Consider the following 14,485-nt stretch of genomic DNA (forward strand, 5'->3'; position numbering starts at 1 on the left):
ATAACCAGCCATCATATCTCTCGGCCTCCCTTCATCAATATTATGTTTATATTAAGCGGACTTGTTTCAGTGTGTCAACCCTTTTCTTGGAAATACTCCAGCGTGTATGCTCATTCGTTTTCGGTTGTATGCCACATAAAAGAATTAAAAAACAGGGCCTGTAAGGAACAGACCCTGCCTACTTGAGCATATCATGATGTTAGATATCACTTCGTAATTCACTATTTCCCAGCTTGTTTTTCCAATTCTCCTACAGGGTTCTCCTCTTCTTTTTCAGGAACTTTGGAGGACAGGAACCAACCGCATACGGCTATGGTAATCAATACGATATAGAAACCGAATTTCCAAATTTTATTTTCCGGGAAATGCTCATCCAGAACACCCAGTGAGGGGTGTGCAAGTGTAATAACAGCCAATTTAACCCCGACCCAACCTACAATAACGAAGGCAGCAACTTCAAGCCCTGGACGGGAATGGAGCAGTTTCACGAAGAACGAAGCTGCAAAACGCATAATGACCAGACCAATGAATCCTCCGAGGAAGATGACGATAAACTGTCCACCATCAAGTCCGCCAATAGGAGGCAATCCACTAGGAGGCAAAGCCACAGCAAGTGCAACAGCTGCTAAAATGGAGTCCACAGCGAATGCGATATCTGCCACTTCCACCTTAAATACAGTCATCCAAAAACCGGATTGTCTTTTTGGTTTTTTGGTTGTGGAATCAGCCGCTTCATCTGTTTTGTTTCGGCTTCCCAACACCTTTTTGACAATGTGGTTAATAGAGATATATAACAGGTACAGGGCACCAATCGCTTGAACTTGCCACACGTCCACCAGGAACGAGATCAGGAACAGTGAACCCAATCGGAAAATGAAAGCCCCCATCAAACCATAAAACAGCGCTTTTTTGCGTTTATCATCAGGTAAGTGCTTAACCATTATGGCAAGAACTAGTGCATTATCCGCTGCAAGTAACCCCTCCAGGACTACTAAGACGACAAGTACCCACCCATACTCCAATAATAATGATAACTCCAAAATTGACTCCCCCTTAGTATCCTTATGATGTACAAAAAAAAGGACCTTTACCATCGCTGGTAAGGTCCTTTATATTCACGAAAAGAGACCTTTACCCAGCATGAAAACTTGGTAAAGGTCTCGCTAACAACAAAATTGCTGCCAATAAAGCCGGGGATGTAATCCCGAACTGACGACTTTACTGTGAAAGCTACTCCCCTTTAACATCAGGAATATGTAGTTTTTAGTTGAAACGGGTTCAATAACCTGTTCTCATCATATTCATAACGATATGCAAAGTCAAGCTTTATTTGAATGTTTACGATCCAGTTTGCGAAAGACGAACCAATCATAGACGAAATTCCCCAGCGGGATAAACGAGACAAAAAATATAGCAATCGGACGGCGTAAACGCCACTTTTGCGTAGTATAAAGACTAACCATAAATAACAAATACATCAGAAATAAAAAACCGTAAATATTGCCAAACCATACGACCGCTTGAGGCATAATCCCCGCATCTCGTAATGGAAAAGCAACAAACAACAACAGCACATATGAAAGCCCCTGCAACCACAACATCAGTCGAAAACGCCCAAGTGGTGAATGTAACATCATTTTCCTCCTGCTTCTCATACACATGACAAATGACTTGCAACCTGTTCAGTATATCACAAAAAGGCAGTTCTCCCACGCTAACAGAGGTAGCATTTTATCCCTTCCATATGTTTTCCATTCAGACTCGTCGTTCTATTCAAAGATTTTAGTTCACGCCGATATTTCACAGGAGCCAAATCCACTCCAAACACATAGGATATATGACGAAGATTGTTACGAATGTGGGACAAGGAGGAGCCTGTTAATGAAAATAGCTATGGTAGCGCCTGAAAAACTGCCTGTGCCAGGTAACGGCTCAGTTGAAATCTGTATTCTGGGTATTGCTCGCGAACTTGCACTCCGTCATCAGGTGACGATCATCAGCCGTCAGATGCCAGACCTTGCTATGACAGAGCGAATCGATGGTATTACGATCAGACGCGTGCCTGCAACCAGCCCTGCCGAGTACACCAAGTCAGTCATCCGTTTGCTGAAAATTCACCCCTTCGATCTGATCCAGGTAGATAACAGACCTTATAGCATGGCTGCCGTTAAACGCGCTTTTCCCCACTTGCCTGTGGTCCTCTATCTTCACTCGTTAACCTTTGCACAACCCGGGTCTGCCAGATTAGCGCTGTTAAAACAAGCCAATTGGATTGGCATCAATAGTCAATCCCTGAAACAAAGGCTTGGTCGCAGATTTCCTTCCCTGAAAAGACGTATGGGTGTCATACCACTGGGCGTGGACCTGGGCCGCTTCTTGCCTGCAAATAAAGGAGAACAGCAGCTTCTGCAGAAACAATTCGGTATTTCGGGGCCATTCTCCATCCTTTATGTGGGCAGATTGATTCCCGGGAAGGGCGTGGATGTGCTGATTCGCGCAGTATCCCTTCTTCAGCGACATATACCCGTACAATTGATCGTTGTTGGCAGAGGACCTCAAGCATACGTCCGCAAACTTCGACAGCTTGCCAAAAAATTAAAGGTTGATACATCCTTTCGGGGCCAGGTCGCCCATGAACACATCGACGTTTTGTACCGGGCAGCCGATTGCCTGGTTTGTCCTTCACAGAAACATGAGGCCTTTGGCCTGGTTAATGTGGAAGCTATGGCTTCCGGACTACCCGTCATCGCTTCGGACAATGGAGGCATTCGTGAGATCATTACATCCGGAAGTAATGGATATCTGGTGAAACCGTATAACGATCCCCAAAGTTTCGCTTTCTACCTGTATAAACTGGCAGACAATCCTTCGCTCGCACGTTCTCTTGGAGAAGCGGGTCGTGTCCGTGCAGTTGAATATTTCAGTTGGGCCCGAACGGCCATCCAGCTTGAAGCGGCCTATACAAGGCTCATCCGCGATTAAATGTTGGTACATTTCGTGCATTTCGTACTTTTCGTCAGGCTTTTTCGCGTGACTGCCAATCTGAAATAAAGCGATCCATATGCGGAACAGGGACATACATCATTTCAATTAGCTCTACAATAATCATATCTTTCATGGCAAATTTCACTTTAGCGCAGGTCTGTTGGCGGAAAGCATCATAGATTGCTGAACCAGTCCAGCAGCCGTGTGGAGTAAGGTTTGGATGATTAACAATATATCCAACTGTCCCGATCGGAGGGACGACTACCTTAATCGCTTGACGGTCCAGCCGATTGTCGGGGTCTTTGACCAGAAACAGGGTATCACCTACATGTAAAGCTTCTACGCCATGATAATGTTCCATTCCATACATGGCTGCAAATAATTTGGTACTCATCACAAAAGCTCCTTTTACACATTTTTTCGAAATTTAGAAGGGGGCCGAAATTATTGATCCTCCTCATAGTGCTTCATCCACTCTATGAGTTGTTTACGAATTTCTTTCCGATATTCTCGGGGCTCAAGAACTTCCGCTTCGGGGCCAAATTGATATAACCATTTCAGAAATTCATGACTACTGTTCAGCGTAACTTCAAATAACAATCCACCATCTGCCATATCCGTCATTCGTGGACGAACAAACATCTCTTCTTCTTTTATGTAGGGGACCACTTTCTCTGTGAATCTTACTTTGAAATGAATAAGCTTATCCCCACGATCGATGGACCACGTGTTTTTCATGAACTGCGTTATATTGAAATCACCCTTAACAAAATGCGTATGGGTTGGTGTAACGTCCAGAAAGCGACTGACCCTAAACAAGTGGACTTTCTGCAGCAAGTGGCAATAACCAATTAAATAGAAACGCTGATCACGCGGAATGAGGTAATAGGGATCTATGTCCCTGACCGTTATTTCATTATTCATAAGTGTATGATACTCGGTTCGAATCGTTTGCTGGTCCAGAATGGCTTCAATAACTGGAATTAGCAGATTCGGATATCTTCCTTCTTCTCGATAGGCAGGAGTCCCCATACGAATAATACCCGCAATATTCTCTACAATGTCACTATTTCTCGTTTTTAATTTGGTATGAGCTGACATTACCTTATCAAAAGCTGAATCAAATTCAGCCGGAAGTTGTGAGGTATCCACTACGGATGGGAGCATAGAGAAGACCATCGCTTCCTGTTCTGTAAAGTCCAGAGGATACATGGCAAATTCGCCAATGAACCGATACCCTTTGCCATAACCCTCGTTCATAATAGGGGCAACCCTGTCCAAGATTCGGAGATCGCGATAAATCGTGCGCACAGTTGTACCGCATTTCACAGCCAATTCTTTGGCGGAAATTCCGGGATTCGCTTGTATAGCTTGAAGTATACGCAGCAGACGAATTAATTTCTCTGTCATGTAGTTTCTCCCCTTCGATATTTTATCGGCAAGGAAAACTAGTTCCTTTAGTACAGTACTAAATCTTTAGTCCCAAACTCATTTTCGCAATTTCACCTTATGTGTATAGTTCAATCGCACTTATTCGGCTTATTAAATATACATTCTCTTACTTGCTTGCGTAAAATATTAACCTCATGTCCTTATACCTACGTCTGAAAGCCTATGTAAATTTCAAATAAATAATAAAAAAAGCCTTGTCTCTTTGACCAGAGACAAGACTTTTTCGTTTGTTTAATGGTGCAGTTGCACTAATTCGTTCAACACATGGACCATATGATCACACAGATCAGGGATATCTCCCATCTGTTCTTCATTGACGCTTCGGTCAAAATGGACTTCAGCTGTGACATCGTACGTTGCTGGCTGTTCTTCAAATATATAATGAATGTGGTGCACCCTTCGTTGTTCCGGCCAGCTCTGCTGCAATACAGAGCTACGGCTCCTTAATAATCATGTTAAACCGCAGCCACAAACGACAACCCGCCTGCCCAACCGGTATCTCCAGAATCTCAGTTGCCAGTTCCTCTAGCGAGGTGCTCAGTACTACTTCACCTGTGACTTCTGGGCAATCTCTTAGGCAAAATTGCAACATGAACTCTCTCGACATGCCAGCCATCTCCAACCGATCCTTCCGATCCGTTATGGAAATGAGTTCATCCAGATTATCTAGATCATACAAGTGATTTTCAAAGCCTACTTTCAAATTGTCGTATATCGTTGGATCAAACATCAGCGAACCTGCTTTCTTGTGCAAATTGTACCTATAGCTATCATAACGAATAATACCGCTATGCAGCAATCTGTCATAACTCAAAACCACAATACATTCCATCGCATTGTCTTGGCTTCACGTAAGGAACATAAAAAGCCCGGTCGCCATGACCGGGCTTTCGTAAAAGTACAGAATATTGGACATTCTGATCCTCTATTCTTCTTTGGCTGTTTCTTCTTCTGGTGCCGGTACAGCTTCATCAGCAGAAGCCGTAGGCTCCTCCTCAGCTGCTTGTGGCGGCATCACGGAAGCGATGATGGAATCAGCTGACGTCACCAGAGTCAGGCCTTTATCCAGCTTGATATCTGCCGCCGTCAAGCGATCACCAATTTCCAATCCGCTAACATCCACCTCAATGGAGGTAGGCAGATCAGCTGGAAGCCCTTCGACCTCCAATTGCGTTTCCTGCGTCTGGAACACACCGCCTGCTTTGGAACCAGCTGCGGTACCTTGGAAGTCGATCGATACACTTACACTGATCGGCTTGTTCTTGGAAATTTGCAGGAAGTCTACATGCAATAGACGTCCGTTACGTTCTTGCTGATCCTTGATTAGAACCGGAACCGTTTTGCCACCCTCCACTTGGAGATTGAACATCTCGGAGCGGCCTGTACGTGCTACTTTCAGCATTTCCTTTTCATCCACATGTATCGCGGCGCCTTCCAGTCCCGGGCCATAAACGACAGCCGGAACGCGTCCGCCTTGTCTTAACAGGCGCAATGCTGCACCTTTCTTTTCAGTTCTTGGGGTTGCCGTAAGTTGAGCCATTTTTCCGTTGGATTTCATGATTGAACATCCTCCTTCAAGGGATCCTTACTTCATTTTTGTTAGAAGCTTAAGCTTCTCTTTTCGACCAGAATGGCCTTTGAATGCTGTGGCCGAATCTGGGGCCATATCTATATTTACCCCAATGATAGACCAATTCAAACACTGGCTTGTATCATTTTTTTATTTCCCCGGGCAAATGTATCATTTTTTTGAACAAAAAGGCAGCCGGAATACCTTCCGGCCACCTATAAATTATATACCTCTTAACCTCTGTATAAAGCTATTACCTAGCCAAATTTAAGCACTGTTACGATCTTCCTCTTCCTCGCTGTCGCGAATAACTTGCATCTGATCCGATCCACTATGAACGACAATCTGCACATCTCCGTCTTCAGGAATGATGTCTACATATCGATCGCCACAGGTATCCTTGGCCTCCCACTCGTTCAGCCGAATAATGAAGCCCAGATGTTGCAATCCTGGAGCCACGCGAAAGCGGGCTTCTGCTCCATGGCCCACTCGCTCCAGCGGAAAAGCTCCATCCTCCATGCCTGTGCCCCATACCCAGACATCCCATCCCTCATAACGCTGATCTTCCCGTTCATATCGGAGTGTGACAATACGCGAAATCGGTTTGTGGATCTTGATATACAGTGATGCCTGAATTCCACCAGCCTCCGCGATAATCTGAGTCGCCCCTGCTGCCAAAGCACGAACAATTCCTGCTGTACTCACAGCAGCACGATCTGGGTGAGTCGAGCTCCACCGTATATTCATGCCTTGCAAAGGCTGGCCGAATTGATCCAGAACCAGGGCGCGGAATCGACTGACACGTGTTGTGTACATCACAGATTCCCCAACGATCTCAATTCGTTCCGGATGGAGGTGGTCGACCTGCAGTGTACACTCTGTGGTGATCGTGCCGCATTGGACGCTAATGGTCGCTTCCCCGGTCTCCCCCGTGTGAATGGTTCCATCGGACTGAATCTCGATAACGTGCGGTTCCGAAGATCTCCAGGTCACAGAGGCGTTCTCCATCACATTACCGAAGCTGTCTTTTACCAATGCTCGCAACCCGGCAACCTCTCCGGAATTATATACTAGACGAGGCGCATGGATCTCAATTACAGCGGGCTCAGCACTCACAGCATACTCTGTGTCGTACAGTACCATCAAAGACCACCGTTCAACCAAAACAGCGCCCGTCACGGTCTCAATGAGGTCCGTACCCGCCTGATGATCATTCACCACGACATGCCAATTCCCTTCCGGCAGACTCACCTGCTGTTGCTGTCCTGTTCCGTTATAGATCACCACGATCTGATTCCAGGTATCCTGATTCGCTCCGTCCTTCAGGATAAATGCAATTACATTTCCTTCTGCACGCATGATGCGAAGATGATTCCGCACCTGCTCGGCGTTAATCATCCGAAAAGCAGGATGTGTGCGGCGCAGATGAATCAGGCCGCGATAATAGTCAAAAACAGGTCTGAAGCGAGCTTTGTTAGCCCAAGTGATCGTATTCACGGCGTCCCCGCTGCGATAGCTGTTGTGATCCCCGGCTTTGGATCTCAGCATCTCATCCCCTGCATGGAGGAATGGAATTCCCTGAGAGGTAAGCAAAATCCCTGTGGAGAGCAAGGAACGACGGACCATCTCATGATCAAGCACATCATCTGCATCAACATATCGATAGGGATCTGCTGCTTTTACCGCAGATTCGGCACTTCCGCCCTCTAGCGGCTGCCCGTCTCTCCATACGGGGAAGCCAAGAGCATGTCTGAGATTCATTGTTGTCGCGATTTTGTCCCAGAGATTTAGATTATCATGGGCTGTTACATAATTGACGGATTCCAGAGGAGAAGATGTAAAATCATCCAGCGCTCCGGCTACACCCATCGCAATCTCGTACTCCTTACCGCCTGCTCCGGTAACAAACCCTTTGCCAAAACCATCACTATCCCCTTTGATGGCACTGCGGAAATGATCATTAAAAACGGCAAATCCCTGGCCGCGCTGTGTTCCTTTTAACGTTTTCCGCTCCAGTGGTGAGTCTCCGCCTGTCCATGGTTCTCCGTAGATCATAAAAGCCGGATCAATCTGTTCCCGCAACTCGCGGGTTAGTTCATTCATCGTGTCCGTATCGATTAGACCCATCAGGTCGAAGCGAAATCCGTCCACATGGTATTCCTCTGCCCAGTACAAGAGGGAGTCCAGAATATATTTTCGCACCATCGGCCGTTCTGTAGCCAGTTCATTGCCTACACCCGAACCATTGCTCAGTGTGCCATCCTCGCGATAACGATAATAGTAACCTGGTACAATCCGTTCAAAAGGACCCTCATCTACGCCATACGTATGGTTGTAGACCACATCCAGCACGACGCGAATGCCTTGTCGGTGAAGAGATTGAACCAATGCCTTGAACTCTCTGATTCGGACCGCAGGATCACGCGGATCAGTCGCATAGGAGCCTTCCGGCACATTATAATGCTGCGGGTCATACCCCCAGTTGTATGGGACTCTGGCATTCAAGCCAACGTCCGTTGTTGTCGCCAATTCATCAACCGTCTGATAATCCGCTATGGGCAGAAGATGAACATGGGTGATGCCGAGTTCGACAAGATGGTCTACACCAATGCGGTTACCACCTCTGTCCGTCAGTCCCGAAGCGGTAAATGCTAAATATTTACCCTTATATGGAATTTCGGCATGGGGGTCGGAAGAGAAGTCACGCACATGCAATTCATATAGAACAGCATCTGCCGGACGCAGAAATACAGGCTTCACATCTTCTTCCCAATCCACTGGATGGGTTGTATTGGGATCGATTATAGCCATACGCTGTCCATTGGCCGATACTGCACGAGCATAAGGGTCTGGTGCCACTTCAACTTGCTGATCATCATGCATAATGTGATACATATAATAATGTCCTGCCCAATCCCCTTCAAGCTGTATACTCCATATTCCATCCGGGTCACGGGTCATCGACCTTTTCTGTCCGTCATCATGTTCGGTCACTTTCCCACTTGAATCGTAGCGGCCTTCGTTCTCAAAAATGAGTATGGATACCTGCTGTGCTGTAGGTGCCCACAGCTTGAATGTGCTTGCAGCACGAGTATATGATAAGCCAAGATCGTTGCCTTCATAACGAAAAGATGTCCATTCCGGCATCGTTCCCACCGCCTTTATATCCATTGATTTCGTGTTGTCCCGATGTTACGGAGCGAGACGTCATTTGTCAACACGGGGTTGTCTGTACTCAACATATCGGTTGAACAGAGGCTTTCAATTAGCATTTTAAATATACAATGCACATACTCATAGCAATCGCTTTCAAGATACAGCATATGTAAACAAGCGCCATAGATTGACAGCATTTGTACTGTCCTGATGAAAAAAAGATGCAGAACAGAAGAACACCCCTCGCTCCACAAGGGAGGAGGGGTTGAACAAAAAGAATCTCGTTACTCTACCAACTCATGTTAAGTTGGCAAGGTTCCCTATTATCTGTTCAGGCTTTAGTGCTGTACAAGTGATACAACTGTACAAGTGGTACGAATGATCATTCACCCGTGTACATAACCGTCATGGATAACGGGGGAACGCTGATCTGACTGTCATTGATCGTACGCAGCGTCTGTGTTCCTGCTTTTCCCTGCTCTACAACCACATTCCATGCACCACCGGAGGACACAGAGATTGTAACCGCCTCTTTGGCAGCATTGTAGATGATGACCAGCCGCTCCCATGAATCTCCGACAGCCTTGCCGGCCAATTCATAGGCCAACATCCCTTTTCCTTTTTCAAGCCATCGAACATGCTGCTCAATCTCTTCCCGGGTGCGAAGGCGAAAAGCAGGATGCTCGCGCCGGAGACGAATCAGACCACGATAATAATCGTATACAGGCTTAAACTGCTGCTTTTGCTCCCACCGAATGGCATTGACTGAATCCCCACTCTCATGACTGTTGGCATCGCCGTATTTGCTTCGCAGAAATTCATCTCCAGCCGCAAGCAATGGAACCCCATGGGAAGTCAATACGATGCCATTAGCAAGCAGACAGCGCCGGACCGTTTCGTTCTCCAGTATTCGATCCGGGTCAACGTGCAAATACGGCTTCGCCTGCTGTACAGCCTCTTCCACGTTGGCGCTGCCTTTCACACGACCATCCTCGCTATATGTGATAAATCCCAGCGTATCGTGCAATCCTTGTGTCTGGGCGACTTTGTCCCACAGGTTGAGATTATCATGTACGGTGACATAATTAATCGTTTCCGATGGGCCAGCCGTAAAATCGGTAATGGCTCCCCGTACGCCTGTCCATATCTCATCTTCCTTTCCCTCCGCTCCTGTAGCAAATCCGGTGCCCGTTCCATCGCTATCGCCTTTGATCGTTCCACGGAAGTTATCGTTAAATACAGCAAATCCGGCTTCACGCTGATCTCCCTTAAGTGTCATCTGATCCCCAAGTGGTGATTCCAGCGCTCCCCAGGGTTCACCGTACAAGAGGATGGAAGGAGAAACCTCGGCATGCAGTTCTGCTGCCAGCTCTTTCATCGTTGCCGTGTCAATCAGACCCATCAGGTCAAAACGAAACCCGTCCACATGGTATTCCTCTGCCCAGTACCGTACGGAGTCGATGATAAACTTGCGCACCATTGGGCGCTCCGTAGCCACTTCATTGCCTGTACCTGATCCATTGCTGTACGTGCCATCTGGATTCTGACGATAGTAATACCCTGGAACAAGTTTCTCAAATGAGCTCCCGGCGGTGTCATACGTATGATTGTACACCACATCCATGATGACTCCGATCCCCTTCTCATGAAGGGCGAGCACCATCGATTTGAACTCTCGAATTCTGGTCTCCGGCTCATCTGCACGTGAAGCATAGGAACCTTCTGGAACGTTGTAGTGGAGCGGATCATATCCCCAGTTATAACGTGAGCAATCGGAGGTCCCGTCATCTGCCTTCGATTCGTCCACTGTCGCAAAATCAAATACCGGAAGCAGATGTACATGCGTGATTCCCAGCTCAACCAAATGGTCGATCCCCAGCGTATTCCCGTATGAATCGCGCAGACCTGTCTCGGTAAAAGCCAAATATTTTCCTTTATGCCTCATGCCGGATGACTCATGGATCGAGAAATCGCGCACATGCAGCTCATATAAGACAGCATCTACCGGGCTCTCCAGTTCTGGACGAATATCCTCATTCCACCCCTTCGGGTGGGACTGTTCCAGCCTGACGATGACACCCATTTCTCCATTCATGGTCACTGCCCGTGCATAAGGATCAACTGCAATCTCCTGCCGTCCGTCATCAAAGGTGACCCTGTACATATAACGATAACTGTTCCATTCGCCTTCTAGCTTCAGGAACCAGATGCCCTGATCCTGCCTGTTCATAGGTATTTCTTGCTGTACCTCCTGATTCTTCGGTTCACTGGGAGTTCCCCCTGTTGAAGGTGGGTAGATCAGTACATCCACCTGCTTTGCGGCAGGCGTCCACACTTTGAAACTACAGGCTTGTGGTTCCATCGTGACACCCAGATCTCTTCCTTGGTATGTATCCTCCAAATCCCATGCTGCAGGCTTGTGATGGTCGTGAATCATGATGTGTACTCCCCTCTCGATGAGCAATATAATGGATGCGGAACGAATGCTCCTTACTTTTTATACCCCTTCTGTCCCCTAACCATAATCCCGGGGTGAAAAAGACCATAAAAAAACAAGCCATGCTTTACGTCGTTCTACGTAAAACACAGCTTGCTCCATTGTGCCCCTATCACTTTCCGTTCAGCTCCGCATACGATGCTTCCAATTCAGTGATGAGCTGGTCGCCACCCGATTTTCTCCAGTTTGCCACTTCCTGCTCCCAGCCGGCATCATCGATTTTGCCCATAATGTACTTGGTCTGCGCATCCCAGATCATCTGGTCCAGCTCCTGGCCTCGCTCGGTATAGATGGCAGAGGACAGGGTTAGCGCCGGATTTGGAATAGCATACTGCTCATTTTCACGCGCCATCTTCGTCCCCTTCATTCCAATCGGTACATCGACAAGCTCAGACACGTTATATCCTTCAACGCTTAGCAGATTGTCACGATAAGGCTTCACTTCACGCTGATATCCGTCGAAGTCCTTGAACTCGGTTTTGCCATCCGAAGTCTTCGTATAATGCACATCTTCGAGACCACGCAGCTGAAGCGTACTCAGCGGTTCGTCCATCAGTTGGTCCAGGAACGTCAGCACCTGTTTTAACTGTTCTTCGTCCGGTACGGAAGCTTTGGGAATGACGAGCATACCATAGTTCCCTGGTTCCCCGGCGATTCGAATGCCATCAGGTCCCTGGAATGGGGCCACATCAATCTCGCCATCAGCCACGTTTGGCGTCAGACGCTGCTGGAATGACTTTCCGTTCTGAGCAACACCGTTCAGCTTCATGGCTACGAGACCGGAGTCGATTTTTTTGTCCGCATCAGAAGGGTCCAGTGCCGGAAAATCACTGTTGATCAGCCCCTCACTGAACAGACGCTTGAACAGCTTCATCGTGTCCACATATTCTGTGGTCAGAAATTCAGGGGTAAGTTTGCCTGCATCGTCCATACCCCACTTGTTCACCCCTCCAATGCTTACAGCGATCCGTGTCAGCGGAGAGGATACACCTTCGTTGTACTTTTTGAACAGCACCGTTCCATACGTATCCTCTTTGCCATTACCATCAGGATCATCCTTGCGAACGGAGCGCATCACTTCATACCAGTCATCCAGCGTTTTCGGTACTTCCAGCTTCAGCTTGTCGAACCAGTCCTTTCGGTACACCATGGCTGTACGCCCGATGTCGCGGAAGTTGGGTACCCCGTATATCTTGCCTTCAATTTTGATATTGTCAAAATAAGCCTCGGATTGGGCAGACAAGTTTTTATAATCCTTCAGATAAGGTCCAATTTCCCAGAACAGCCCCGTTTTGGCTGCATTAAATGTTGTGGGCACATAATTCACGCGCATAATGGTTGGCATCTCGCCCGAAGCTACCATGACGTTCACTTTATCATCAAAAGCAGACTGCGGAATCCACTGTACACTGACATCCGTATTCGTATATTCCTCAATCTTTTGTTCAATCCCGTTCTCCTTGGCTGGCACATCACCAACCTGCATCAACGAAATCGAAATGGGAAGTTTGCCTTCCCCTGCCGCAGGCGCTTTTTCTCCCCCACACCCTGCAAGCAGTCCGGCGGACATTGCACCAACCACGACCAATCCGCCTAAACGGGACATCCGACCTTTTGGACTCATGAACCATCTCTCCTTTGGATAACCAAATTGTTCAGGGCGCATACCATGAATGCGCTCTCATAAATGTCTGAAGAAGGGAACTAGCGTATCGCCAGTTCCATCTCCACTCCTGCCAAAATAAATGGAGCTACCGATTTCGGATCATTAATCCGAATGGATTCAGTCACATAGTACTCGTATGACCCGTCTCGATACGGACTGCCACCCAGGCCTGCACCGCCGTTACATTGCGTCAGAGACAGTACGCCCTCCCGATCTGTTTGCAGCAGATGCTGCAGGAGACCCTGGTATCCCTTTTCTGCAATCGCCTTGAATTTGCCGCTCAGGTAACCCTTACGTACCCCCTTCGCCAGTGCATACACAAACATTGAGGTCCCCGAAGCCTCCAGATAGTTGCGTTCACGCCCGGGCTGATCGAGCAAATGAGGCCATAGCCCGGTTTGCTGATCCTGTACATGTACAAGCGCATTCGCTACACGTTCGAAAATCCCCACGATCTGACCCCGCTGCTCATGATCTACAGGCAGATGATCCAGTGTATCCACCACCGCCATCACATACCAGCCCATCGCTCGGCTCCATACATGCGGAGAGCATCCGGTTTCTCCCGAGCTCCAGCGCTGTTCCCTGCTTTCGTCCCAGGCATGGTACAACAGACCACTGCGTGAATCGCGTGTACGCTTCTCTACCAGCAGCAGCTGCAATGCCGCTGCGTCGAACCACTTCTCTTCGCCTGTTACCGCACCATACTGTGTAAGGAACGGAGTCGCCATGTACAACCCATCCAGCCACATCTGGAATGGGTAGATCTTCTTGTGCCAGAATCCGCCTTCACTCGTACGAGGCTGCCCCTTAAGCTGGATCATGAGCAAATCCGCGGCTTGACGATACTTCTCTTCCCCGGTTTTATCCAGCAACAGGAACAGCGATTTCCCCTGATTAATCTGATCCAGATTATATTCCTCGACTGCATAGGAGCGAATTGAGCCATCTTCTTGAATGAAGTTATCCATCAGTTCACGAATGTAATCGAAATATTTCTGTTCTCCGGTATGAGTGTGCAGCTCTTCCAGCGCTTTCAGCAGACAACCATTTTCATAATGCCAAGTAGGATACAACTCATGATTGCGATAACTTTCCATGAATTGTTCGGCCATCCGTACCGGTGTAAATTGTAAGGTTTCTTTCATGGAGTTCCTCC

At 47.7% G+C, this 14,485-nt stretch carries 12 protein-coding genes; 1 reads left to right on the plus strand and 11 read right to left on the minus strand.

Annotated elements, in window-relative coordinates:
- Window positions 1-221: 221 nt before the first annotated feature.
- Window positions 222-1,040 carry a TerC family protein gene (locus tag PPA03S_RS18340; RefSeq protein ID WP_062324921.1) on the minus strand — a complete coding sequence of 273 codons (819 nt, stop codon included), beginning with the start codon at window positions 1,038-1,040 and terminating at the stop codon, window positions 222-224.
- Between the two features lie 279 nt (window positions 1,041-1,319).
- Window positions 1,320-1,637 (minus strand): DUF3817 domain-containing protein, encoded by a 318-nt coding sequence (locus PPA03S_RS18345; RefSeq protein WP_167666070.1) that lies wholly within the window; start codon window positions 1,635-1,637, stop codon window positions 1,320-1,322.
- Window positions 1,638-1,881: 244 nt separating this feature from the next.
- On the opposite strand from PPA03S_RS18345, the gene PPA03S_RS18350 reads away from it, so the two are divergent.
- Complete coding sequence (locus PPA03S_RS18350; protein WP_062324925.1) at window positions 1,882-2,982, plus strand: glycosyltransferase family 4 protein; 1,101 nt, start codon at window positions 1,882-1,884, stop codon at window positions 2,980-2,982.
- Between the two features lie 34 nt (window positions 2,983-3,016).
- Here the strand turns inward: PPA03S_RS18350 and PPA03S_RS18355 are convergent, their stop codons facing one another.
- From PPA03S_RS18355 to PPA03S_RS18390, 9 genes are all read right to left on the minus strand, one after another.
- A complete protein-coding gene (locus PPA03S_RS18355; RefSeq protein ID WP_062324927.1) occupies window positions 3,017-3,379 on the minus strand; it encodes an HIRAN domain-containing protein in 363 nt (120 codons plus the stop codon).
- A gap of 50 nt (window positions 3,380-3,429) precedes the next feature.
- The gene (locus PPA03S_RS18360) at window positions 3,430-4,395 is read right to left on the minus strand and encodes a helix-turn-helix transcriptional regulator (protein ID WP_062324929.1); all 966 of its coding nucleotides are present in this window, start codon (window positions 4,393-4,395) and stop codon (window positions 3,430-3,432) included.
- Between the two features lie 273 nt (window positions 4,396-4,668).
- Entirely contained in the window at window positions 4,669-4,863 is a 195-nt protein-coding gene (locus tag PPA03S_RS33970) for a hypothetical protein (protein ID WP_245683659.1), read from the minus strand.
- A gap of 7 nt (window positions 4,864-4,870) precedes the next feature.
- Window positions 4,871-5,251, minus strand: a complete 381-nt coding sequence (locus PPA03S_RS33975) for a hypothetical protein (RefSeq protein ID WP_245683660.1) — start codon at window positions 5,249-5,251, stop codon at window positions 4,871-4,873.
- 111 nt (window positions 5,252-5,362) lie between these two features.
- A complete protein-coding gene (locus PPA03S_RS18370) occupies window positions 5,363-5,995 on the minus strand; it encodes a 50S ribosomal protein L25 (protein WP_062324931.1) in 633 nt (210 codons plus the stop codon).
- A gap of 279 nt (window positions 5,996-6,274) precedes the next feature.
- Window positions 6,275-9,154, minus strand: coding sequence for a type I pullulanase (gene pulA / locus PPA03S_RS18375; RefSeq protein ID WP_062324933.1), 2,880 nt, complete (start codon window positions 9,152-9,154; stop codon window positions 6,275-6,277).
- 391 nt (window positions 9,155-9,545) lie between these two features.
- A complete protein-coding gene (gene pulA, locus PPA03S_RS18380; protein WP_062324935.1) occupies window positions 9,546-11,600 on the minus strand; it encodes a type I pullulanase in 2,055 nt (684 codons plus the stop codon).
- A 172-nt stretch (window positions 11,601-11,772) separates the two neighbouring features.
- Window positions 11,773-13,284, minus strand: a complete 1,512-nt coding sequence (locus PPA03S_RS18385) for an extracellular solute-binding protein (protein WP_082704219.1) — start codon at window positions 13,282-13,284, stop codon at window positions 11,773-11,775.
- 80 nt (window positions 13,285-13,364) lie between these two features.
- Window positions 13,365-14,474: a glycoside hydrolase family 88/105 protein gene (locus tag PPA03S_RS18390; RefSeq protein ID WP_062324937.1), complete on the minus strand. Its 1,110-nt coding sequence runs from the start codon at window positions 14,472-14,474 to the stop codon at window positions 13,365-13,367.
- Window positions 14,475-14,485: the final 11 nt, after the last annotated feature.

It is taken from the genome of Paenibacillus pabuli NBRC 13638, from assembly GCF_001514495.1.
In the GTDB taxonomy this organism is placed as follows: Bacteria; Bacillota; Bacilli; order Paenibacillales; family Paenibacillaceae; genus Paenibacillus; species Paenibacillus pabuli.